A 24,915-nucleotide genomic window follows, 5' to 3' on the forward strand; every position below is an offset into this window, starting at 1 on the left:
CTGATATAATTGCCTGTATAAAGGAGATGATGGAAAATGAGCAGTGAATCGCAAATGCTGATGCAGGCGATTAAGGAACTGGATGGACATGTCAAGGAAATGAGCGAGGATGTTGACTCCATACGCGGCGACATTGACTCGATGCGCGGCGACATTGACTCGATGCGCGGCGACATTGACTCGATGCGCAGCGATATGGATACGATGCGCGGTGACATTGACTCGATGCGCAGCGATATGGATACGATGCGCAGTGACATTGACTCGATGCGCGGCGACATTGACTCGATGCGCGGTGACATTGACTCAATGCGCAGCGATATGGATACGATGCGTGAGGAAATAGATTCGATGCACGGCGACATCGATTCCATACACAAGGAACTTGGACAGGTAAAGCTTGAACAAAAGAAAACGAACCAGAGAATCGATGATCTGCGCGACCGTCTGACCGACCAGATCGATCTGCTTCGCGAGGATACGTGGACGACACGCTCGGAAGTCCAGAAGATCAAGCGAAAGGCAAAAGTATAAATCTCTGTCTTCATCAATCCTGTATTCTCCATCCTTGGGTTTTCCCCGAACCCTCTGTTTTTTCGTCTGAATTTTCTCCCGCTTTTTATTTTGAATCTCAAATGCTTAAGGCTCTTAAATGACCGCTGTTTTAAAAAATAATTCAAAGGCAGATTGTATATGCTGCAATAGAAGCAAACAGTTAAACGGTAATCATTTTGATTTTTCGCCAGCGCCTTGTTTAAAATCCGGCCGGCCTCTTTGACGGCGCCGTGTTTTTACGGATGCCCGCATTGCCCGAGCCATAGTCAGGTGTCAACGAGAAAATCACGATACAATAAAAAGGTATCTGTCTCAGCGTCAGGCCGGGGCAGATGCCTTTTTGCAAGTTAGAGCCGATGTAAGTTTTAGAGCAGAAACGTGTCACGGAAGAGTGATAAAAGAATGGATGAACAGGAAAAAAGCTGAATGCTGGTTGCTTTTTTCGGGAGGCCGATCAGGATTTAATAAAATGCCTGCTTTTAACGGCAGCAATTGATCTCAAAATAGGAATAAATTTTTCGAAATCACCAGTCAATTCATTGAAATCTACAATAACGGCGGCGGAATCGGCAGTAACCTGCAAAGAATCAATAAGTGCGAATATGCAGAAAACAGGCAGGCGTTTTTCTCTGAAGGACGCTCTGCCCTCAGTGCCCAAAATAAAAAAGGGAACGTTTCCACTCCCTTTTTATTCCGTTTTCTCTTTTATTCTGCAGTTTCTCTGAATCGTACATTTTATCGAACCGCTTGTCTTGGATACGAAGCCGGACCCGTCAGATGGGCTGCCTGAGACAAGGCCGTTTATTCCGCGGCATCCGCTGTCTGCTCAATAGTGAGTGTTTCTGCGACTTCGATCGCTCCTTTGACTGACTGGGCGATGGTGCAGTTCGGATAAACATGGGTGAACAGTCTGCGAAGCAGCTTTTCATCGAGGCCGTTTCCCTTAATGGTGAAATGAACACCGACTTTTGTGATCGGCTCCGGCTTTTCCTTAGCGGTCTCGCGTTCGGTCTCGATCCTCAGTTCGCCGTAATCGATGCCGCGGTTTGCCAGCAGTCTCTTGAATACAAGGCCGCTGCACGCGCCGATCGCCGTTTCCAGCAGATCGCCCGGTGTGAAATCGCCTTCTTTATTAATATCCATTGTTCCGTGAGGATCCGTCAGTCGGAAACCTTGGCGATTGGCCAGCAGTGTCATGAGTGATTCCCCCTTCAATTTGAAAATATCAAGCCGCCGCCATTTTGTCAAAGGGCGTGCTCCAAATAAAAAAGCGGCGGCCTGTTTGCCAAATAGAACAGTACGACCGCTGTTCGTTCTATTAACTATATACCGTATATACCGTCCGACAATTGTGGCCGGAGATATGCCGGGATCCGGGGTTTCGCCGGACAGCGCCCGAGGCCAGGCCCATCCATGTTTAATCGAGGCATACCGTTAACTTTTTCAGCTGGATCGCCGATAAAGTAAATGGGTAAAACCGGAATCGTGAAAGTATAGACAGATGAATCACGGTTCCGGCCGAGTTCGGAAAGGACGGATGAGTCATGGCTGTAAAAGACAAAAAGGCGGGATCCCGCCAGGGAAGAATGGATCTGGGCCTGCAGGCGAGGTTTGCGCTGCCGTTTTCAATGCTGATTATTTTGACGGTTATCTTTACTTATATCCTGGGACGCTCCTTCGGCGTGCTTCCGGTGGTCGTACTGCTGCTGATTGTGCTGGTGCTGGGATTTTTTTCTTCATACTTCATTGCGGCTTTCTATTCAAAAAGAATTGACCATCTGAGACAGGCTCTGGAAGAAGTGAAAAACGGCGATCTGAGCGTACGGGTTGATGATCAGGGAAGCGATGAGTTCAGCGCTCTTGCGGCCGGCATCAATCATATGATCGATGTGAACCGCCAGATGATTGAGAACATCACGCATGTTTCAGAAAAAGTGGGCGATGCATCGCAGACTTTAGTTGCCAGCGTTGAAGAGAATACGGCTTCTTCCAATGAAGTGGGTTCGACGATGTCGGAAATTGCGGCCGGAGCCTCCAATCAGGCTGAATTGATGAATAAAAATAAAGAGGCTGCCGATGTGATTGATCAGAAAATGGAAGATATCGCCGGACAAACCGAGCTGATGAAAAAGGGCGCGGAAGAGTTGATTGGGATATCGGAAAGCAACGTACAGTCCGTCGCCAAATTGCGGAGCCATTCGGAACGGACGACGGCTGCGACTGCCGATATTATTGATGCGATTTCTTCACTTGACGGCCGTACAAAAAATGTCGGCAAAATACTGGAAACGATTTCCGAAATAGCCTCTCAGACCAATCTGCTTGCGCTTAATGCGGCTATTGAAGCGGCCCGCGCAGGTGAGCAGGGAAAAGGATTCGCCGTTGTCGCCGACGAGGTCCGGAAGCTGTCCGATCAGACCGATAGCGCGCTGCAGGAGATTTCCGATCTGCTTGCAGGCATTCAGAAAGATACGGAGAATACAGTAACTTTTGCCGGAAATACGAGCAGGGTACTGGAGGAGCAGTATGTCGTTGTCAGCAATTTTGAAAAAGCGGCAAAAAACATTACGCAGGCAGTGAACAGCAACAATGAGCGGATTGCCAGCATCGTTGCATCGGTCGGCGATATGCTGAAAGAAAATAAGGTCGTGAAGAAAAATATCGACGGAATGACCGAGATCAGCGAGCAAACGGCTGCCGGTACCGAAGAAGTGACGGCTTCGATAGAGGAGCAGACGGCGGGCCTGGAACAGCTGTCCCGGCTGGCGGCGAATCTTGAGAACGATGCTGCGGCTCTTCGCAAGGATTTGAAGAAATATAAGCTTTCATGATCAATCAGTCTCAGCCTGTCTATGCGGCTGAGACAGTTACTTTATTTTCCGATATTTAAGAAAATACATAGAAGAAGCGGAGAAGAGTGGGGGAAAAAGCATGAAGAAAGACAGAGAACCCTTTAAAAAGAAGCAGCCGGAAAGTGCGGGAGGCGGGGAAACCCGATCCGAAAATGGGAAAAGGCCAAGCGGGGGAGCCGCAGGCTTTTTATCAAAAGGCGGGAAGAATTCCGGGCATTCGTTTTTCGGAAAGCATGTGCCTTCCGGGCAGTTTCTCAATTTCAGCCTGAGAAAACAGCTGCTTTTTCCTTTTGTCACGGTCATTGTGATTTTCGGCCTTTCCGGAGCAGTGTTCAGTTATTTTTATGGGCTGACAACGACGACGAATGACCTGGCGCAATCGACGATGACCCAGCTGAAAACAGTCAATGCGAATTTTTCGACAATATTCAATGATGCCCAGGCGGTGACCGGCCAGGCTGCGCTGAGCGACAGACTGGCCGATCCCAAAGCCAATGCCGATGCGATTAATCAGGATTTTCAGAATGTCATTTCCTCCAACAAACTTTATCAAGCGCTTACATTTGCTTCGGCCGACAAAACGGTGATCCGTGCTCCGCTTTATTTTTACGATAAAAATTATGACCCGACCAAAGATTCCTGGTACAGGCTCGGGGCGCAGGGAAAGGGCCGGTTCGTCTGGACCAACCCCTATGCCGACAATGTCACGCAGCAGAGTATCGTCAGTGTCGCCGAGGCAGTCATGGATCACGGAAAGGTGAAGGGCGTCGTCAAACTTGATTTTTTCCTGCAGACGATCGTCAATCAGATCCGCGGGACGAAATTCGGGAATTCAGGTTATGCGGCTTTACTTGACAAGTCCGGTACATATATATCGGCCCCGAAGAATAATGAGATCGGTGCGAACGTCCGGAAACAGTCGTTTTATCAGAAAATGAATACGATGGGCCGGAGCGGCATGTTTTACGCGACAATCGACGGCAGGCAAAAACTGATCTGTTTTGAAAAAAATCAAACGACCGGTTGGACGCTCCTTGGTGTTATCGATAAGAGCGAAATTTCAAATAAGGCCAATCTGATCGCTCTGCCGTCGGCACTGATTGTGCTGATTATTTTGATCGTTGCCATTTGGCTTACGGACTATCTGTTGAAAAAAATGATCGCCCGCATCAGAAAAATCGAGGAAACTGCCAAACGGATTGAAAACGGAGATCTTACTGTATCCATTCCTGTAAGGGGAAGTGATGAACTGGCTGAACTGACAGGAAGCATAAATCAAATGGCCAGGGTGAACAGAGAAGCCTTCGAAAAGATGAATGAGGTGTCGCGCCGAATCACGGGTGCTTCGCAGACGCTGGTCGCGAGTGTGGAAGAGAATACGGCAGCGACGAATGAAATCAGTGCAACCGTCAATGAAATAGCAAGGGGCGCCTCCGATCAGTCGAAATCCATTGAAGGGAATCTGTCCTCTCTGCAGTCGCTCGTTGATGCGGTCAGAAAAATGGATACAAGAAGCAAAGAAGTTCTTCTCGGAGCGAATCAGATGGCCGCGTCATCAAAGGAAGGCGAAGAGAAGCTGAAACATCTGTCGGTTCAGTCCAAGGCATCGTCCGATACAACCGGGCAGATCATTCAGGCTGTATCGCAGCTTGAGAAGCAGATCGCCGGCATTAACGAAATTGTCGATGTGCTCGGCGGCATCGCCAGAAGGACTAATCTGCTGTCGCTGAACGCCAGTATCGAGGCCGCGCACGCAGGCGAACATGGAAAAGGCTTTGCCGTTGTCGCCGGCGAAATCCGCCAACTCGCCCGGCAAACCAATCAGTCGCTGAAACACGTGACGGAAATGGTCAAAGAAATGAATGAGCAGACAAATCATGCCGTTGAACTGTGCGAGGAGACGGGCAGGATGGTACAGATGCAGAGTGCGGCGGTCGAGGAGACGAACCGGGCGTTCAGGGAAATCGATCGGACGATTGAAACGAACGTTAAAGGTATTCAGGCCATTGCGGGCGCCATCCGCAAGACGGAGGCCAATATTGAACAGATCAGCGAAGGATCGCAGATGATTGCCTCGACCAGTGAAGAAACGGCGGCCGGTACGGAAGAAGTCAGCGCTTCTGTTGAAGAGGAGAATGCTGCCATGGAAGAGCTCAATAAACTGGCGGGCGATCTGGATCAGCAGGCCGGACTGATGCGGAAAGCGATCGGACAGTTTAGGATCTGAAGGGATAGGGAAGACGGCCGTGTTTTGCCTGGAAAACAGGCATTCATTAAACAAGAACCGTTCTTAACGAATCAGGAATAGACTGAGTGCTCAAATCGATGGATGATCCGTATCATGAAATTAAAGAGGGCGTCTTGAAATCGATGTTTCGGTTTCCGGACGTCCTCTTTCGTTATTGGTTGTTTTGAGATTCATCCTGTTCTAGATGGTCCAGTTTCCCTTCCTGAAAATAGGAATGCGCCGCCCGTCCGCTGTTTCGCCGTCGATATCCAGCTGATCGGAGCCGATCATGAAATCGACATGGGCCAGGCTGGCGTTGGCACCTGCTTCGGCAAGCGCTTCTTTGCTCATCTGCCGGCCGCCCCGATAGTTGAAGGGGAATGATGCCCCGATCGCCAGGTGGCAGGATGCATTTTCATCGAAAAGCGTATTGTAGAAAATCAGGTTGGTTTCCGAAATCGGCGAGTGATGAGGGACAAGTGAAACCTCGCCGAGATAATGAGAACCCTCGTCGGTTTCGATAATTTTTCTGAGTGCTTCGCCACCCCTTTCGGCAGCGGAATCAACGATTCGTCCGTTCCGGAATTTAAGAGAAAAATGATCGATCAGATTGCCGTCATTGTTCAGCGGTTTCGTGCTCGCCACCGTACCGTTGACCCCCGTTTTCAGCGGCATGGTAAATATTTCTTCGGTCGGAATGTTCGGCTGGAAGGGCGTCCCCCTGCCGTTTGTCATGCCGCCGCCCGCCCACAGGTGCCCGGAAGGAAGTTCAATGGTCAGATCCGTCCCCGGCGCCTTATAATACAGCTTTCGGAACCGCTTTTCATTAAAATAGTCCAGTTTGTCCGCCAGTGCCTGGATGTGCTCTTTCCAGGCCTGTTCCGGGTTGTCCCTGTCCGTGCGGGTGATTGTAAAAATCTGTTTCCAAAGTGCTTCAATCCGTTCCTTCCTGCCGAGATCGGGGAAGATTTTTGCGGACCAGGCCTCGGTCGGAACGGAGACGATTGTCCAGCTGACCGTCGCACTGATCTTGGCGTCGGTAAATTTTTTGTTTGCGGCGGAGGCTGTCTTCCGGCTCAGGGCCACGCGCTCCGGATCAATGCCCTTCAACAATTCCGGGTTAGGTGAATAGATATAAAGGAAAGCGGCATTGCTGTCTGCCAGTTCACGGTACGTATCGGCGCGCCATTCGGGATATTTTTCAAACGCCTGATCCGGTGCCAGGTCAAACATTGTTCGCGTCACTGCCTCGTCCGACCACTCGACGTAGACATTTTCTGCACCGGCCTCATAGGCCTTTCGCACCGCTTTCCGTGTGAAATCGGGAGCTTCGACGGGAGCAAAAATCATGACGTCCTGTCCCCTCTGAACATTCAGCCCGATCGTGACGGCGATAGCGGCGTAATTGTCAAGCAGTTTCTCGAAATGATCCATGTAAAACCCTCCCGGAAAATCAGTATTCCAAAATGTGTGCAAAAAGCCGCGAAAAAATCTTTTTATGCAGAGACCGTACGCTGCCTGAAACCGTCAGGAAGCATGCCTTCTGAAGAATTCCGGTCTCCTGTTCTGTTCTAAAAAAATATTTCCGCTCTTTTTAACACAAGCTGCCAAATTTCATTTTATCATAGCCAACTCGGGGAAACGACCCGTTCCCTCTTCAATGAAGGCGGCCATCCTTCGGAAAACAGCCTGCACATAGGGGACTTGCCGCCCATTCCCTGCTAAAAACGATCGGGAAAAAATGAAGCAAATTTAAAATTCGGGCGGTCCGAATCCAGGCGTTTGCATAGGATGATAGGGAAATTGACATGGAGGTGATGAAGCGCATGGGTGCCTCAGTTGGATATGGATACGGTTCAGGATTTGCGCTGATTGTTGTGCTTTTCATTCTCTTAATCATCATTGGCGCAGTCTGGGTATATTAATCGTTAAAAGATCCGGCGCGATACAATAAGTATTGCGCCGGTCTGTTTTTTTTTTGGCTGTTTCCCGGCCGGGCCGGTTGGGGGACAGGCCCGGCATGACCCGAACAAGTGCCGCATAGAGTGGAAAAGGGGCTTCGGAGCGGGCGGCGTGCATAAACGCGGACGATAAAGCCGACGAAATACGGAGTCAGGGAGTGTGCTGAATGATAAAAAAGATAATCCGTGTTCTCCAGGTGGCTTCTGCGTTTATTGGGACGATTGTCGGTGCGGGTTTTGCATCCGGCAAGGAAATCGTGCAGTTTTTTACCCAATATCAGGACAATGGGACGCTGGGTGCAGCTTTAAGCGGAATCGTGATCACGCTGGCAGGCACTAAGATGATGATCTATGCCCGGCGGATCGGTGCCTATTCTTTTAACGAATTGGTCATACATATCTTCGGCGATCGGCTGGGAACGGCTATACAGGCGCTTATCTTCTTTGTGATTCTCGGAATCACCGGTGTCATGCTTGCCGGTGCCGGTGCCGTCTTTCAGGAGCAGCTTGGCTGGCACAGGCAGATTGGCATTGTACTGGCATTGGCAGTCGGTTTTCTTTTCTTATCAAAAGGAATCCGCGGCCTCCTGCTGATCAATACACTCGTCGTACCGATGCTGGCGGCTTTTGTGCTGGCTGTTTTTCTCGGACGCGGTATGGTCCCGAATGCGGTCTGGCTGCCTGGAAATATCAGATGGGTCCCCGCCGCCGTCAGCTATGCTTCCTTCAATATATTGACTGCACTCGTCGTTCTTGTTCCGCTCGCCAAGGAAACTGAAGATGAGTCGGTACTCTGGTTCGGCGGCATACTTGGCGGGGCGGGCCTCGGTCTGATCCTGATCCTGATCCATTTTCTTCTGCTCGGTTCCCCTGAGTCCCACGGATTCGAGATGCCGATGGCTGAAATCGTCAGGCATTTCGGTCCTCTCATTCATGCCGGATTTGCTGCAGTCGTCTTTGGTGAAATTCTGACCACATTTATTGGAAACATTTTTGGTCTGGCGCGTCAGCTGCGCAGCACATTCCCTTTAATTTCCAATATCCGCACGGCTATGCTGATTCTGTTTGCCGGTGCGTTCCTGATCAGCCAGGCAGGGTACGGATCCCTGATTCGGACGCTCTACCCGTTCTTCGGCATACTCTGTGTTGCTATTATTCTTTATATGCTTTGGATCCGGCTCCCGAAGAAAGGGGGCGGGGGACGTTGAACACGGTTTCCGGTCGGCGCTTTTGTTGGACAGGCAGGGAAAAGATATCGATCTTGGCCGGTGCATCTTGTCTTAGGGCTGATTCATGCCGGCGTGCTGCAAACGGGCGGCTTGCGTCATAAATGCCTTCCGTTTCGGTCCGCGTCCGCCGTTCCGGGTTATAAAATTAGCCGGTATCCCGAGAAAAATCGGCGTTCCTTTTCGCATCGGTTCTTTATTATTGTTCGGAAACTTTACCGCGGATCGCAAAAAATATGAAAGCGTTTTAATGTAAAAGTGAAATTAATTTTACAGTTTTTCAGTTGCAATTTATACATAAATAGCGTATGTTATTTTTAGCGGATGTGTTGCATTAGGGAAACAAATATTCACCAAGCGAATAGGAGATGATTGAATGCCGGAACGAAGTGATGGGCGAATGCCCGTCCCGCTGGCAGAAGGAAGTAAGATTCTGAACGGCGCACCGCCGAATGGCGGAAACGACCGGTCGCAATCGCTGCAGAAAGTCATCGGGGATGCGAAAGGATGGAAAAAACTGCTGCCGTTTATTGGCCCGGCGTTCATCGCCGCCGTTGCCTATATCGATCCGGGCAACTATGCGACCAATATTCAGAGCGGTTCGCAGTATGGATACCTGCTTCTGTGGGTCGTGATCCTTTCTAATTTGATGGCCATTCTGATTCAGACGCTGTCGGCCAAGATCGGAATTGCCACCGGATATAATCTGCCTGAAATTCTGCGTGACCGCTGGCCGAGAGGCGTATCGATCTTTTACTGGATCCAGGGCGAAATTATGGTTATGGCAACTGATTTGGCCGAGTTTATCGGCGCCGCCGTCGGATTCAATCTTGTTTTCGGTATCCCGATCCTGCCGGCGGCGATCCTGACCGGCTTCTGTACCATTTTAATCCTTGCTTTTCAGGTCAGGGGTTACCGCTCTCTTGAAATGGCTATCGCATCCATGGTTTTCATCATTGTCATTGCTTTCAGCTGTGAAATCGTGTTCTCAGCGCCTGCACTGGCTCCGCTGATGGCCGGATTTGTGCCGCGTTTTCAGGGAACGAACAGTATTTTGCTTGCTGCCGGCATCTTGGGGGCAACCGTGATGCCCCACGCCATCTATATGCACTCGGGCTTGACATCGAAAAGAGTCATTGGCCGGACGCCGGAAGAAAGGAAAAGAATTTTTCACTTTGAACTGGTTGATATCCTGATTGCCATGGTGATAGCCGGTGTGATTAATGCGATTATGCTTGCCGTTGCCGCATCAACGTTTTACGGACACATCGTCATTTCCGACCTGAGTGTGGCCTATCAGCAATTCAGCGCTCTTATTGCACCGGGCGCGGCGATCCTGTTCGGTGTCGGCCTCCTTGCCGCCGGGCTGTCGAGCTCTTCGGTCGGCACGCTGGCCGGCGACATTATGATGCAGGGCTTTATTCACAAACGCATTCCGGTTTTTCTGCGCCGGGTTTGTTCGATGATTCCGCCGCTGGCCGTGATTATTTCCGGGGCAAATGCGACGAGCGCGCTGGTTATTAGCCAGGTTGTCCTGTCGTTCGGAATCGCGCTGGCAATTATTCCGCTTGTCATTTTTACAAACAATAAGCAGCTCATGGGGAATCTGGTTAACCGAAAGATCACGACCGTGCTCGCCTGGATGGTGGCCGCCGTCGTCATTGCGCTGAATATCTTTTTGCTCTATCAGACATTTACCGGCCAATGATCGCCTAATTCGTTGCATCGGCTTCGATTCGACTGTTCCGGCTTTCGGGGCGGATTCGCGCTTCTTTGTCGTTACTTAATAGAAATCAAAATGCAGATAGCGCCGTACGGCGTTTTTTTTTCGCCCGGCATGGGCAAATACTCTTTTCAAAAAGAAGCCGGAATGATAAATTTCCGACTTGTGTCATACGGGCTCCGAGAAGTATAATATAGGTGTGAAAACGCTATCAATACACGAGGAGTGTGATCAAAATGATCGTAGGTGTGTTTGGTACAGCGTGTATCCTGATTACTGCGGCGGGTGCTGTTTGGTGGGATCGATATCACACAAAGCTACAACAAGAGAAGCGGTATAATTAATCGGATGCCGTGAGCGGCGCCGATTGAAATATCTGAAACTCATGTTCGCAAGGGGGGCATGAGTTTTTGTTATTTTCTGCGGCCGGGAGGCCCTGATAGTCAGGGCTTCCCGGCCATTTGTAGGTAAAGACCGCAGTGCCGGCCAAAACTGCGGGTGATCATTCCGTCATTATCATCATGAAATATTCCGAAGCATTCTTGTGAAACATCTTTGCCGATGAATCGGGGGCATTTGTTCCGTGCATGCCGGATCCTTTATGTGTTAGCGGGCTGATTTGACTATTTCAGCGAACGTATGTTTTATTTTCCAGTTCAATAAGAACAAATATTCGTATATAATAAGAAGAGGGAGGGATTAACGTGAAGACAGGCGATATTGTTGAAATTATCTACCAGGCGAGGAGCGGCGCACTGACCCAGCGGTATGTCCGAATCATCGAAGTGACTGAAACCTATATTAAAGCCTACTGTTTTACTCGCCGGCAAATTCGGATTTTCTCATCCATTCGCATCTTGGCCATGCAGAAAGTAAAAGACGCCTAGTTGCTTCATCTTTAATTTTGTAAACCATCTGATAAATGCCGTCATCGTCAAGCGCGCCAGCCGGTTCCAATGCATCCATTGCGAAGCGTCGGCAGCCTGCAAGTTCCCATTCCGTAAACAGGTCATTTTCCAGAACTTCATTCAGATTAAAATACTTCATTTTATCCAAAGAAACACCTCCTGCGCTTATTATATAAGGTTCCCTTTCGAAAAATGGTTCTAAAATAAAAAATTATTTCTAAATTGCAAAGAGCAAAGTCCGGTTCCATGACGGGTTGGCATGAAAAAAATATCATCTTTTTTTGGACAATATATGAAATAAATTCGACCCGTCTTTTGTCCTTCCGGCCCGTATAAAACCGGGCGCAAATGGGGAAACAGCCGTCCGGCCCGTCTTGAAGGGCGTTATTCTGAGACGGAATCCTGTGTGTTGTTCACAGTAATATCGCAAAGGGCAAATTGACTTTCTGACGGAATGTGACGTAAAATGAAAATTGTGAAGGAAAGACGGCAGGCGGCGGTCTCAACGGTTTAGGTGCGCTTGCCGATTGTACTGTAATGGGCCGTTTCATGTCCAAAATTCTAGCTTGGAGGAATAGGTAATGGTTAAACTGCAAAAAGGCAAGTTTCAGTTTCTTGAAAAGCTGTCCAACGACAAGGGTGTTATTGCCGCTCTTGCTATTGATCAACGTGGTTCTTTGAAAAGGATGATCGGTGCAGCGAAGGGTACCGACGCAACGACTGAAGAACTTCAGGATTTCAAAACGCTTGTATCTCAAGAACTGACTCCTTATACAAGTGCAATTCTGCTGGATCCGGAATACGGCATTCCGGCAGGCAAAAAACGTGACGCAAACTGCGGCTTGCTGACGTCTTATGAAAAGACAGGCTATGATGCAACCACTCCGGGCCGCATTCCCGATCTTCTTCCTAACTGGTCGGCAAAACGGATCAAGGAAAACGGCGGCGATGCGGTCAAGGTGCTCCTTTACTTCGATCCGGATGAACCGGACGAAATCAATGACATCAAAAAAGCCTTTGTTGAACGGGTTGGTTCCGAATGCAAAGCGGAAGATATTCCGTTTTTCTTCGAAATTGTCACCTATGATGAAGCGATCAAGGACAAGGCTGAATTTGCAAAAGTTAAACCGCACAAAGTCCTGGAATCGATCAAAGTCTTCACGCAGGAACGGTACGGCATTGACGTACTGAAGCTTGAAGTGCCGGTAGACATGAGCCGTGTTGAAGGTGTCGGCGAAAACGAAGCCGTATATTCTGCGGAAGAAGCCCAAGCATACTTCCGTCAGGTTGACAAAGAAACGACAATTCCTTACATTTGGCTGAGCGCGGGCGTATCGACGGAACTGTTCCAGAAGACGCTTGTTTTCGCTCACGATGCAGGCTCAAAATATAACGGTGTTCTTTGCGGCCGCGCAACTTGGCGCGACGGCGTAGAAGCCTACGGTAAGAACGGCGAAAAGGGTGCCATCGAATGGCTCCAGTCCCAGGGCAAAAAGAATGTTGAAGAATTGAATGAGATTCTTGCTGAAAACGCGACACCTTGGTATGAAAAATTCGGCGGCAAAGACAAGATTGAAGTTATCGGCTGATCGGATGGATTTCTGAAGATATACAACATATGAAGTCAGGTCCGGCAGATCAATTTTCTGCCGGGCCTTTTAGATACAGGCGATCCGGGCCGGAAGAGTTTCCGAAGTACAAAATAGATCCGGGTCCGGCATTCAGCGATTCAGGCGTTTCTTTTCCCCGCAGCCATATGTCTGGTCGGGATGTAACGTGAATGCGTGAAAGACGCCCCATTTTTCCGAAGGGCGATATAGCCGGCTGAAAAGATCATTTCATATGTGGGCGGGCGTTCGGAAGCGCCCGCTCTTTTTTTCCGGCCTGCCGCTTGTTCATATGAATCATAGCGGGAAGCGGCAGTAGATTGCCGCTTATCATTAGGAAAGGGCGGAAAAGCGACAAGTAATGGCCAAAGAATCGACAGTACGCGGGCTGAAATCAATAAGTGCGGATTGGGCAAGGTTTCCGGCCAGCTCCTGGCTCGAAACAGCCGGTGCGCAGCGCCGTGCTTGCCTCACGCGAACTGCTGATTACGGGATTGTGCCTGATTCATCCGCCGCTGCAGGAAGTTTATCGATCGCGGAAATGATAGCGCCTTTCAAGAGAATAGATTGCTGCAGGACGGGCCGATCATCAATGCACGGCACAAGTGACCAATGAGTCAAAGGAATATCTGTATTCTTTTATTCAGTCACGAAGCAGGCGCCTTATTAACTGACGGCTGTTTTCGGAGAGCCGGGACGGGCCGATCATGAGCGCGGCGGCATGCGGAACCCGTTTCATGATAGTAAATTAAAAGCGTGGATTTCCTTTATAGAAAAGGGATCCGCGCAGCCATTCCGGATAGAAAAAGTCATTTTTTCTTCGGCCTTCACTTATAATACATTTTTTAACGGCTTGATCCTTATTGATTGCTCAGCTTTTTTTGCACCCTGCCGCTTTAAGCTGGAACAGCCTCCTTAAATTAACGACGAATTCGGAAAGATCGCTGCTGGTCATGATTCCGCGGATGGATATATCGTCGATCAGATGAGCCCCCGCTCCATGGACGAAAATAATGAGCTCCGGGTGCGCTTTTCTGAGCACATTCAGCATGTTGAACACCTTGAACATGTGTGCTTCTTCAGTCAGAGACACTGCAAGATAGCCTGCTTTTTTGCGCTCGATCAGATCGCCGATCATCGCAAGGTTCGCATTTTCTCCGATAAAATATGTTTTCCAGCCGTTAATGGCGAAAAGATCGTTAATCATCTTCATCGGCAGCTGTTCGTTGACCGAGTCAAAATTGGCGGTAACGGCTTCGCCCATCTCCACTTTACGATCCTGCAGTAATTTGAGCATTTTCCAGTTGAGCAGCGACATAGTTGTCGTCCGGGCAATCGACAGATCGACAGGTTTTAAATCGGTACGTTTTTCAATCTCATTCATTGAACGTTCAAACAGATCAATAAAGACATTTTCAATCCGCTTACTGTCGGACAGTGCATCAAGCAGATCGAGTGCCTTCAGTGCATTGCCGTCAATGATATTTTGTATATAGTCGCTCCAGTTCTGCTTTTCCTGCATCAAGATTTCCTTGCTGTCCCAGCCGATCACGCTTTTTACGGTCAGCGACAAGTCGCTGGGAAGCTGGATCACGCGATTGCGCTCCTGAAGTTTGATTTTCGGCAGAATTTCCGAGCCGTTGCGGTTGAGCACCACTGTTCCGACCTTGCCGTTCGTAAGCAGGACCTGGGTTGCCGGCGGGAAAATGTGCACAAAATTAATGAAAGCGAAACAGCTCTTCAGGTCCAGATTATTGCGCATGCAGTCATTCAGAATAATCTGGATTGCACGGGTCGCCTGCATCGGGCTCCGATAGGATCTTTTCAGAGTCAGCGCGGAATAGACATCGGCTATTGCGATCGATTTCAGGTCGCGGTCCTGTTCAGCGACCGCATAATGATCCGGATAGCCGCTTCCGTTCAGCCGCTCGTGATGGGAACGGACGATTTTGCATGTTTCGGCCGAGAATCCAAGCTTGTTCAGCAGTTCGTACCCCTGCAGAGTATGTTCTTTTATTTGTTCATACTCCCGTTCCGTTAACTTGCCTGTTTTTAAGAGGATAGAACGCGGGGTATAAAGTTTGCCGACATCATGAAGGAGGCAGCCGAGGATGAAGCCCTTCGGCATTTTCATATGGAGGCGCCGGATGAACAGGCTGCAAAGCACGAAGACATCAACGGAATGGATGTAGCAAATCGGATCCCACTGCTTCAGGCTGTCCATCAGCAAGCCCACCGTAGGATTCGAAAAAGTGCGAAGATAAAATGAGCGGAGCCACTTATAGGATGCTTCCGCATGCAGGATCCGTCCGTAGCGCAGTTCATCGGCTATTTCGGACATATCGTTCTGAAACCGTTCAGTCAGCGCCTTCAATTGATGAGCGGTCATTTCCTGCTCTTCGAGAAAGTTTCTGTGAAAAACCGTCGTCTTCCCATTTTTAATTGAAACCTCCTGAACGCCTTTTTCGGAAAGGTCATCAGCAAGGGCGGGAGTGACATAAGTTCCGGAACGATAAAGCACGGATGAATTAATAAAGATATCTTTTGAAAGAATGCAGCCATCCGTTAAATCTGTCACATTAACAACTTTAGTCATGGTGTCGTTCACTCCCAACAAAAATTGTCCCAAATAAAGATTGGGAGGCTCTTCCGGCGGGTCACGAATAAGAGGCGGAAACAGTCTCATGGGTCCGGCCATTTTCGGCCGGAAGAGCAGATGGAAAGGAAGCTCCCGATATAAGGGAAAAACGGCCTCAATTAATCTGATTTTCTAAAAAAACAACGCCACACACATCAGTCATCTTAACAAATGTTGTTTAAAAGTGCACTGTGTATTAATCCACTAATTATCATATCGACAGGCCATAGAAAAAACTTCACAGCAAAAATGTAAAAAAAGTAATTTGCTAATAAAATAGGAAAAACGGCCTATTTTGTGCATGATGATTTTTTACCTTCTTAATTCGAGGGGTTCAATAAAAATAAAGAATAGCCGATAAAAGGGTTATAAGGTACAAGAGCTGAAGGGATTGACCTACATGGAAATATCTACAGTCATCGGCTTGCTTTTTGGAGTGCTGTCATTATTAGCGGGATTTTTGCTTGAAGGCGGAACGTTCGTGGCATTATTTAAGGTGACCGCTCTGCTGATCGTCTTCGGCGGGACAATCGGTGCCGTGATCGTCAGTTTTCCCGGGAAAACGTTAAAAAAATTACCGTTCATCATAAAATATGCGTTCGTCAAACCGAAGGCGGATACGGGAGCCACGATTGAACAGCTGATCAGTCTGGCCAATATTTCCAGACGCGAAGGGCTGCTTGCCCTGGAAGGAGAACTGGATCAATTCAGCGAAGATTCGTTTATGTCCAACGGCATCCAGATGGTCGTCGACGGCGTTGATTCCGACGTGATCGATGATATCCTGAACCGCGATATCGAACTCTATGAACGGCAGATCCTATCAATGGGACGGATGTTCGAAGCCGCCGGGGGATTTTCGCCGACGATGGGCATTATCGGTACCGTCATGGGCCTGGTCCATGTGCTGGGCACTCTGAGCAACCCGGGCAGCCTCGGACCGGCGATCGCAGTTGCCTTTATTGCGACGCTCTACGGGGTTTCGGGAGCCAACGTTGTTTTCCTGCCGATTTTCAATAAGATTAAAGCAAATCTTGCCGCAGATGTGCTGATCCGGCAGATTAAGGCGGAGGGGATCCTGTCGATCCAGTTCGGAGAAAATACACTGATCCTCCGCAAAAAGCTGTTTGCCTTTCTAAGCGAGGAAGATAAGGAGAAAGTGGAAGAGCGGCTCAGAGGCAACGCGAGTGAATCCGAGTGGTCGGAAGGCAATTATCAAGAGGCCGCGAACCATGAATAAACCGCACACACATAATACACATAAAAGAAGACATTTGAAACAAGTGGATGATCATGAAGATCTGGGAAGATGGATGATTACTTATTCCGATCTGATCACTTTGCTGCTTGTATTTTTTATCGTCATGTTTTCGATGAGCTCCATTGAAAATCAGCGTTTCAATGCGCTGGTCTCGTCGCTTAAAGCTTCTTTCCAGGGACAAACCATTCTTCAGAATATGGGCTATCCGGCCACCGATAAGGGACAGACCAGCCCGACGACGGCCGTTCAGCAAAAATCGAATGCCCTGACCGATAAGCAGCAGAAAAACGATAATCAGCAGCTGGACGCCCTTTATCTGAAGCTGAATCAATACATTAAAGCTAACCATCTGAGCCCGGATGTCTCACTGACCAATACGCCAAGAGGGATTCAGCTTACATTGCGCGAGAGCATCCTCTTTGATCTCGGCAAAGCGGACCTTAAGCCGAATGCCCTGCCGGTCCTGCAAAAAATCGGCGGTATACTGGGCGGGGTGCCGAACGACGTCTCGGTCGAGGGTTATACGGACAATACACCGTTTCGAAACAATCACTCGCCTTTCCACTCAAACTGGGAACTTTCGGGAGTACGTGCACAGACGGTCATGAATTATCTGATTCAGAAGGACAAGCTTCCGGCGGAACGGTTCCATTTTGTCGGCTATGGAGAATACAAACCGGTCGCTAAGAATGATACAGCGGCACATAAGGCGATGAACCGGCGCGTCAACATCGTGGTGATCAGGGAGCAGAATGCCAATACCGCCGAATAGAAAACATCCATGGCAAGGCGGTTCCATTGCGAGGTACCGGCGCTGCGGATCCGCTCCGTCATTTTTTTGATCATTTTAATATTTATTCAAAAAAACTATTGCATTTCCCATGAGTCATCTATATGCTTTTTTCAGGTGGACCGATAATAAATAGGCGGAAAATAGTGAAGGTGGATTATTTGAAAAAATTCTGGCTGGTTCTTGTCTCTATTGTTTGTATTGCTGCAATCGTCGGCGGAAATATTTACTGGAATCATAGACTGGGCCGGATTGCCAAAGCCGATTCGGCGCTGATTGGGAGCGGATCTGTTTCGGCAGGCGACATGAGCGGCACAAACGGTATCGCTGCCAAAAAAGTGAAGGCTCAGATTGCGAAGCTGCCGCGAACGATGCAGAAGGCGGCACAGAAAGCATTGGCGAACAACGGACAGGTCCGGGTTGTAATGATCGGCAGCGAGAATGTCCAGGCTTTGTCCCTGCTTCTGCAGCAGCGGCTGGACAGTTCGTTCGGCAGCCTGTTTTTTAAAGTCACAGCGGTCGATTTGGGTAAGAGTACATCGCTGCAGCTGAACCAGGCAAAGATAGAAAGCCTGTTCCAAAGCAGCAACGGCAATCCGGATGCGGTTATCTATACGCCCCTGCTCTACAACGATGACGGCAAAGTCAGCACGGATGACACAAATTCCGTTACTGCTCTGCTTGAAGAGAAAATCAGGCTGAAGTATCCTCAGGCTGCATTCTTTATTTCTCTGCCCAATTATTCGGCGAATGCGCCGTACATAAATGATCGGATCGATCAGCTCAGCACATATGTCAAAAGTCAGAACCTCGCAACCCTCAATTATCTGCCGAACTGGCCGGGAGGTTCAAAACGGGCCGGTGTCGTTGCAGCGGACGGGCACACAATGAACAAGGCGGGACAGGATATCTGGCTGAAGGCAATAGGCCGTGATCTCGGCCTGTCTAAATAATCGATTTCTCGGGCCGGATTGCCTGCTCTTTCAGCGTTGAAAAGCTCGAGGCGGGAAGCCAAAGCAGCGGACGGACGGGCAACCAGTCTTGCGGCCCATTTGATCTGTGCAGATCTGAGGACCGGCCCGTCCGCGGGGTGAAGCGGACCTGAAGCAAAAAAAACGCCGCGGTTCCTTCGAACAGATTGGAAACAGTTTTCCCTTATAGTATCAGAGTCAGGCATGGCTTGATGTTCGCAGATCATGTCCGAAAGACTGTCTCCCTAAGCTGTCTGGGGGGTGAAGCCGGGATTCACGCCTGCGGCTCCGGCGAACAGATCGGGAACAGCCTTTTTTATAATGTCAGGCCGGGGAATCGCATGGCACGACGTTCATGAATCTTGCTCGAAAGACTGCCCTTCCATGGCTGACTGGGGGGTGCAGATGATCTAATCAAACTGTAAAAATCTGTATCTGGCAAACGTCAACCCCCTGGCTGATTGGTTTTTAAAACTCGTTTAAAAAATTGCCTGACGGGTATTTTCAGCATAAAAAATACGGAAATAAGGCCTTTTTTATAAGCAAAACCAATCCGTGTTCACCACCGAGCCGCTCTTTTTATGAGCAGCAGACAATTCAAGCGCTGGGGAAGTGCTGAGCGAGACGCCAAACAAGAGCAATGTTTTCCGCAGTCCGACTCAGATTGGTCTCGGCATGTGCAAGGGCGTCCTCAAGAGAAACAGCACCCGGAACAATGGAAAACAGCGCGTCAATGCCGCCGTGGCGGTAAACGTTTCGGCTGCCGTCCGCCAAGGATCCGGCCAGCGCAATGACAGGAATTTCCGACTTTTTTGCACATCGTGCTACGCCGACCGGCGTTTTGCCGAAAAGCGTCTGACCGTCAATTTTTCCTTCTCCGGTAATGACCAGTGAGGCTCCCTGCATTTTTTCTTCCAGCCCGGCAGCCCGAATAACTGTATCAACTCCCGGACAGATCGTCCCTCCAAGAAAGCAGAGAGCGCCGGCCCCCAGTCCGCCCGCCGCGCCCGCGCCGGGCACCTGATCGATCTCGATATCGAGATCTTTCCTCACGATATGAGCAAAATGCACAAGTGCTTCATCAAGTATCCGCACATCTTCCGGCGAAGCCCCCTTTTGAGGAGCAAAGACAGCGGCAGCGCCTTTGCTGCCGGTCAGCGGATTGCTGACATCTGTGGCGATGTCAAACCGCACATTGGCTATTCTGCTGTCCAGCTCCGATAAGTCGATGGAAGCCAGTTCGGCGAGTGCCGCACCCCCAGGGCCGACTGCATAACCCTTGGAATCAAGAAGCTTCGCTCCGAGCGCCTGAGCCATACCGCAGCCGCCGTCGTTGGTTGCACTTCCGCCGAGCCCGAGAATAATGTGGCTGACCCCGCGGTCCAGTGCCGCAAGAATGAGTTCGCCGACGCCGAAAGTGGTTGCTTTCAGCGGATTGCGCCGATTGCGAGGAACGCAATCCAACCCTGCCGCAGCGGCCATTTCAATGACCGCTGTATCTCCGCCGCCGAGCAGGCCGAAGAATCCGCTAACGGGTTTTCCCTCCGGGCCGGTTACCTGTTTTTTTATAATCTTTCCGCCCGTGGCGTCGACCAGAGAACGGACCGTTCCTTCACCGCCGTCCGCCATCGGTACTTTAACACATTCACTTTCCGGCCAGACCCGCAGCCATCCCGTTTCAATCGCATCCGCCGCTTGCAGCGCGGTCAGACATTCTTTAAAAGAGTCTGGCGCAATGACGACTTTCATTTTTTGTGTTTGCACATTTCTTCATCTCTTTCGAAACATTTATCTTGATCTTAAATTGAGATGCTGCTGCTTTTTGCCAGTAAAAAGATAAACTTTTTCTGAATGAACCATCTGATTCAAATCTGAGCATTCAATTATAAAACGGATATCCGTTAGGCCCGCAAAAACCGTCAAACGAAGAGGCCGTAAGGTACTAAAATTGTCCGAATCCTTTCATCTGATAGAGACAGCTGCTCTTTACATGTTAGCATATCTCACAATATTCGTTATATTAATTTTATCGCTAAACAACTTAGTCAGCCGATTTTTCAAGGTTAAGAATATTTCCCGGAAAATAAAATGCTCGCTTTATTTCGGGTTTTGCAGGATTGTGGAAGATGATGTCGAATGCAATTCAGCATGAAGTATTGAATGCCGCTTCAAGAAGAAATGAACAGCGGATACAAGAGTTTGGCCAAATTGATACGAAGGGAAAGGAGGCGGAGTTATCCGGGCGGCCTGCACCAATCACGATAAAGATCTAGGTGCAGGTAAACGAAGGAAAAGGAGGTGGCACCGTGTGTATCTTAAGCCTATTCAGATCCCGTTTCAAGTGAAACAGTTTGAAATTCTGTTTCAGCGTTTAAATCCTGACAGTTCCAAAAAACAAGATGTGTACTTGCAAATGTCAAAATATCTGGCGGGGTTCAAAGGAGAAAAATCACTGGATTATCCTCTCAGTTTTCTTTCCGCGGATGAATATTCGATTTTTCATAATCTGAGACTGTATGACGGAATTCATTATTTTCAAATCGATTTTCTCGTTCTCTCTCCGTATTTTTTTCTCATTCTGGAAGTCAAAAATATAATGGTAAGAGTAACCATCAATAAACATCAGATGATTCGGAGTACAGACCGGACCGAGGAAGCTTTTCCGAATCCGATGATACAGAATGCCCGTCTCAAAGAGCAATTGAGTTCGTGGCTGCTTTTACGGGGATGCACGGGAATTCCCATTCAAACCCAGGTGGTATTCATTCCCTCAAAATCGATTCTGCATCTGGATCTCGCTGACCAGCAGAATCACATCTGCACTTCGGATTTTCTCCCGATTCGCATTTCCTCATTAAAAAAACAGTATCCGCGACCCGCAGTCGACCGCAGTACACTCCTGGATCTATCCAAAAAATTGCTAAGTGAGCACAAGGACCTCGAAATTGACGTTTTTAAACAAACAGGTACTGTCCCTGAAGAAATCCTTATCGGCGTACGATGCCCAAGATGTGAAAAATTAGCGATGAACAGGCATTCGGCTGTCTGGACCTGCCCTGCTTGCGGCTTTGAGTCCAGAACTGCTCAATTAATCGCAATTAATGATTATCGACATCTGTTTGGACCGATTGTCACTAACAGCCAGCTCCGCGACTTTTTACAGATTCAATCCGATTCGGTCGTCAGAAAAATGCTTCATTCTTATAAATTTCCATATAGCGGGAATTTCAAACAGCGAACCTATTTTTTGGAAGATCAAATTCTTAAGCAGCTTGAAAAAAGTCATAAAAAAAATTAAATAGCAGCTCAGAAGTTGAATTCGGCCGGAAGGGAGCCGTATTTGGCCGATAGCCCCCCGAATCCGGCTGGAAGGGAGCCGTATTCGGCCGGTAGCCCTGGAATTCGGGGCTGTAATTTTTCCGTTTACCGAATTACCGAAAAATCAGTCGACCTGCTCTTGAAAAAACACATACAAAAAGCCGGATCCTCCCAACCAGCTGAGGGAATCCGGCCTTTTAAATCTTTTAATCCGCTAAAATGGCATCAATTTTGTCAATTATTTCTTTGTCAAGTGTTATATCGGCGGATTGGGCGTTGTCGATAATCTGTTCCGGTTTGCTGGCGCCGACGACCGTGCTCGCTACGTTATCCTGACGAAGAATCCAGGCGAGGGCGAGCTGAGCCATACTGATGTCCAGTTCTTCGGCTACTTTCTGGAGCTGAGCGACTTTATTCAGGTTTTCAGCCGTCAGAAAGCGGTGAACAGATCCGCTTTGTTCTGCCGCACGACTTCCGGCCGGGACATCATTGACCGACTTATATTTTCCTGTGAGGACGCCCTGGGCAAGCGGAGACCAGCAGACCTGGCTGACACCGTGGGCGGCGCTGACGGGGATAACCTCATTTTCAATCCTGCGGTAAAGCATGCTGTACTGCGACTGGTTGGCGACAAAATGATTCAGCAGCTTTTCGTCGGCGATGTGTGCGGCTTCCGTGATCTGAGCGGCCGTCCATTCACTGACGCCGATATAATTTACTTTGCCCTGGTGGATCAGATCGTCGAAGGCGCGCAGCGTTTCTTCAATCGGCGTCTCCGGATCAAAGCGGTGGCAGTAATAGAGATCGACGTAATCAACATCGAGCCGCTTCAGACTGGCTTCAGCCTGCTCCATGATATGTTTTCTGGACAGGCCGCGGTCGTTGGGACCGTCACCCATGGGAAAGAAGACCTTCGTCGAGAGGACGATTGATTCCCGCGGGAAAGCTTTAATCGCTTTGCCGACCACTTTTTCCGCTTCGCCGCGCATGTAGACATTGGCCGTGTCAAAAAAATTAATGCCGAGGTCATAGGCCTTCAGAATTGTGTTCACCGCATTTTCATTTGCCACATAGCCGCCATAGGTCAGCCAGCTTCCGAGGCTGACTGCACTGACCTTGAGTCCGGAATTTCCAAGATGACGATATTGCATTTAGAACTCCTCCTTTTTGGTGGTGCGTTGACCGTCACAAAGCCGCAACGCTATCTGATTGCGGCGGAAAGCATGGAACGAAAAGGAAAACGCTTGGGACCGTATGGATTTACTGCAGGTTTTTATTGTGCTCGGCCATGTAACTTTCAATTTCATCGACAGTCCGGGGAAGACCGCCAGTCAGTACCTCATAGCCGTCTTCGGTGACAAGAACGTCATCCTCTATCCGGACACCGATGCTTTCTTCCGGAATGTACAACCCCGGTTCGTTGGTGATGACTTCACCGGGCACGAGATTTATATCGCGGTAATTGCCGACGTCATGTGTGTCGAGTCCAAGCGAGTGGCTGACATGATGGAAGTAATATTTGCGCAGTTCTTCCGCTTTTTGGATCAGGCCGATTTTGAGCAGCTCTTCAGTAAGAAATCTGATTGTAAAATCGTTCAGATCTTCAAAAGCGATTCCCGGTTTGACCCTCTTTGTGACCTCCCGGTTGCAGCGCAGGACGATGTCGTAAATGGTTTTCTGGCGGTCGGTGAATTTTCCGTTAACCGGGAAAGTATAGCTGATATCGCCGTTATAATATTGATACTGGGCACCCAGATCCAGCAGGACGAGATTTCCGTCCGCGGCGGTGCCGGTATTGGCCGAATAATGAAGCACCGTGCCATTATAGCCGCTGGCAAGAATAGTCGGAAAAGCAAATTCGGTAATGCCGCGGCTCTTCAGGACAAAATTGAAATAAGCTTCCAGTTCATATTCCTTCATTCCCGGTTTTGCGTTGGCGAGGACATTTCTGATACCGTCCGCCGTGATTTGTCCGGCCCGGCGAAGCAGATCGATCTCTTCCGGGGACTTGACCACGCGAAGATCACTGATGACGGGATAGAGATTATGGACCGACAGATAAGGATAAGTGACCGCCGCATCGGCAGCGAATTTATTTGCTGGCCTGGCCGGATATTCCCATGACTTGGTCTCAAGATCCGCGTAAAGATGCCTGTAGACACGGCCGTCGAACTGCGAGCGGATGAAACTGTCCAGTTTATCGAGCAGTTCAATATTTTCAACACCGGAAGCTTCCCTGGCTTCGTCCGGTGTGATGGTTTCTCCGTACCATCTGGCCATCCACGGGTCGGCTCGCTGGATAAAAAGTGTTTCGCTGACTTCTTCATTAAACTTGGCAGCGACGAAAACAACTTTCGGTTCAGTAATTCCGGTCATATAATAAAAGTTCCGGTTGGGGTAGAAGGGGTAGCTCTCATCCGCTGACTGATGCGCCGCCTCGCCGGCGAAAAGGATTGTCAGCGACTGATCTTCAAGTGTTTCATAGAGCTTGCTGCGATTGCGTATAAAAAATTTTTTGTCCATACGGATCCTTCCTTCATCATGATATCGTTCCTCTATCATTCTATCATTTTGCAGCAGAGAAGTCGTAGAAAGCCATATTGAATATAAACATGTTTACCCGCCGGAAAGATCGGACGGGGCTGCAAACCGACGGGGCCGGCTGAGTTCAAAAGCGTGTGCAATCTTATAATCTGAAGCTGTAAGCAGCGAAAAGATCATATCGGGGAGATTTGATGTCCGTTTTTGATAGGGACTGATCCGCAGAAGAAGCCTTTTTTCCGGCAATCATGCCGGACTTTACACGGCCTTCATGCCCATGTACGGAGTTCGGCAAAGAAAGCGGCTGTGCCGGGTCCATTGTTTTTTGCTTTGGTGC

At 49.1% G+C, this 24,915-nt stretch carries 18 protein-coding genes; 11 read left to right on the top strand and 7 right to left on the bottom strand.

Going from position 1 to position 24,915, the window contains the following annotated elements:
- Positions 1 to 36: 36 nt before the first annotated feature.
- Positions 37 to 534, top strand: coding sequence for a hypothetical protein (locus OYT88_RS05605; protein ID WP_274398480.1), 498 nt, complete (start codon positions 37 to 39; stop codon positions 532 to 534).
- 822 nt (positions 535 to 1,356) lie between these two features.
- On the opposite strand, the gene OYT88_RS05610 is transcribed toward OYT88_RS05605, so the two are convergent.
- Positions 1,357 to 1,752 (bottom strand): OsmC family protein, encoded by a 396-nt coding sequence (locus OYT88_RS05610; protein WP_274398481.1) that lies wholly within the window; start codon positions 1,750 to 1,752, stop codon positions 1,357 to 1,359.
- A 347-nt stretch (positions 1,753 to 2,099) separates the two neighbouring features.
- Here OYT88_RS05610 and OYT88_RS05615 point away from each other — a divergent pair, with 347 nt between their 5' ends.
- Positions 2,100 to 3,386, top strand: a complete 1,287-nt coding sequence (locus OYT88_RS05615; protein ID WP_274398483.1) for a methyl-accepting chemotaxis protein — start codon at positions 2,100 to 2,102, stop codon at positions 3,384 to 3,386.
- Between the two features lie 100 nt (positions 3,387 to 3,486).
- Positions 3,487 to 5,634, top strand: coding sequence for a methyl-accepting chemotaxis protein (locus tag OYT88_RS05620; RefSeq protein ID WP_274398485.1), 2,148 nt, complete (start codon positions 3,487 to 3,489; stop codon positions 5,632 to 5,634).
- Positions 5,635 to 5,835: 201 nt separating this feature from the next.
- Here OYT88_RS05620 and OYT88_RS05625 read toward each other — a convergent pair whose 3' ends face one another.
- A complete protein-coding gene (locus OYT88_RS05625; RefSeq protein WP_274398486.1) occupies positions 5,836 to 7,068 on the bottom strand; it encodes an aminopeptidase in 1,233 nt (410 codons plus the stop codon).
- A 392-nt stretch (positions 7,069 to 7,460) separates the two neighbouring features.
- On the opposite strand from OYT88_RS05625, the gene OYT88_RS05630 reads away from it, so the two are divergent.
- The 3 genes from OYT88_RS05630 to OYT88_RS05640 all read left to right on the top strand — a co-directional run bounded on the left by OYT88_RS05630 (position 7,461) and on the right by OYT88_RS05640 (position 10,529).
- Entirely contained in the window at positions 7,461 to 7,559 is a 99-nt protein-coding gene (locus tag OYT88_RS05630; protein ID WP_274398488.1) for a YjcZ family sporulation protein, read from the top strand.
- Between the two features lie 203 nt (positions 7,560 to 7,762).
- On the top strand, positions 7,763 to 8,803 hold the full coding sequence (locus OYT88_RS05635; RefSeq protein WP_274398490.1) for a YkvI family membrane protein: 1,041 nt from the start codon (positions 7,763 to 7,765) through the stop codon (positions 8,801 to 8,803).
- A gap of 418 nt (positions 8,804 to 9,221) precedes the next feature.
- Positions 9,222 to 10,529, top strand: a complete 1,308-nt coding sequence (locus OYT88_RS05640; RefSeq protein ID WP_274398752.1) for an Nramp family divalent metal transporter — start codon at positions 9,222 to 9,224, stop codon at positions 10,527 to 10,529.
- Between the two features lie 831 nt (positions 10,530 to 11,360).
- On the opposite strand, the gene OYT88_RS05645 is transcribed toward OYT88_RS05640, so the two are convergent.
- Positions 11,361 to 11,600 (bottom strand): hypothetical protein, encoded by a 240-nt coding sequence (locus OYT88_RS05645; protein WP_274398491.1) that lies wholly within the window; start codon positions 11,598 to 11,600, stop codon positions 11,361 to 11,363.
- Positions 11,601 to 12,033: 433 nt separating this feature from the next.
- On the opposite strand from OYT88_RS05645, the gene lacD reads away from it, so the two are divergent.
- A complete protein-coding gene (gene lacD / locus OYT88_RS05650) occupies positions 12,034 to 13,041 on the top strand; it encodes a tagatose-bisphosphate aldolase (RefSeq protein WP_274398493.1) in 1,008 nt (335 codons plus the stop codon).
- Between the two features lie 889 nt (positions 13,042 to 13,930).
- Here the strand turns inward: lacD and OYT88_RS05655 are convergent.
- Positions 13,931 to 15,655 carry an HD domain-containing phosphohydrolase gene (locus tag OYT88_RS05655; protein WP_274398494.1) on the bottom strand — a complete coding sequence of 575 codons (1,725 nt, stop codon included), beginning with the start codon at positions 15,653 to 15,655 and terminating at the stop codon, positions 13,931 to 13,933.
- Between the two features lie 442 nt (positions 15,656 to 16,097).
- Between OYT88_RS05655 and OYT88_RS05660 the strand changes: the two genes are divergently transcribed.
- The 3 genes from OYT88_RS05660 (at position 16,098) to OYT88_RS05670 (ending at position 18,701) form a co-directional block, all read left to right on the top strand.
- The gene (locus OYT88_RS05660; protein WP_274398495.1) at positions 16,098 to 16,937 is read left to right on the top strand and encodes a flagellar motor protein; all 840 of its coding nucleotides are present in this window, start codon (positions 16,098 to 16,100) and stop codon (positions 16,935 to 16,937) included.
- Entirely contained in the window at positions 16,930 to 17,730 is an 801-nt protein-coding gene (locus OYT88_RS05665; protein WP_274398496.1) for a flagellar motor protein MotB, read from the top strand. The genes OYT88_RS05660 and OYT88_RS05665 overlap by 8 nt, the downstream gene beginning before the upstream one ends.
- 170 nt (positions 17,731 to 17,900) lie before the next feature.
- Positions 17,901 to 18,701, top strand: coding sequence for a hypothetical protein (locus tag OYT88_RS05670; protein WP_443217494.1), 801 nt, complete (start codon positions 17,901 to 17,903; stop codon positions 18,699 to 18,701).
- Between the two features lie 615 nt (positions 18,702 to 19,316).
- Here OYT88_RS05670 and OYT88_RS05675 read toward each other — a convergent pair.
- The gene (locus tag OYT88_RS05675) at positions 19,317 to 20,468 is read right to left on the bottom strand and encodes a glycerate kinase family protein (RefSeq protein WP_274398754.1); all 1,152 of its coding nucleotides are present in this window, start codon (positions 20,466 to 20,468) and stop codon (positions 19,317 to 19,319) included.
- Positions 20,469 to 21,027: 559 nt separating this feature from the next.
- On the opposite strand from OYT88_RS05675, the gene OYT88_RS05680 reads away from it, so the two are divergent.
- On the top strand, positions 21,028 to 22,017 hold the full coding sequence (locus OYT88_RS05680) for an NERD domain-containing protein (RefSeq protein WP_274398498.1): 990 nt from the start codon (positions 21,028 to 21,030) through the stop codon (positions 22,015 to 22,017).
- A 226-nt stretch (positions 22,018 to 22,243) separates the two neighbouring features.
- Here the strand turns inward: OYT88_RS05680 and OYT88_RS05685 are convergent, their stop codons facing one another.
- Complete coding sequence (locus OYT88_RS05685) at positions 22,244 to 23,188, bottom strand: aldo/keto reductase family protein (protein WP_274398500.1); 945 nt, start codon at positions 23,186 to 23,188, stop codon at positions 22,244 to 22,246.
- A 109-nt stretch (positions 23,189 to 23,297) separates the two neighbouring features.
- Positions 23,298 to 24,560 (bottom strand): aminopeptidase P family protein, encoded by a 1,263-nt coding sequence (locus OYT88_RS05690; RefSeq protein ID WP_274398501.1) that lies wholly within the window; start codon positions 24,558 to 24,560, stop codon positions 23,298 to 23,300.
- Positions 24,561 to 24,915: the final 355 nt, after the last annotated feature.

The sequence above is a fragment of the Sporolactobacillus sp. CQH2019 genome (assembly GCF_028765345.1).
Lineage (GTDB): Bacteria > Bacillota > Bacilli > Bacillales > Sporolactobacillaceae > Sporolactobacillus.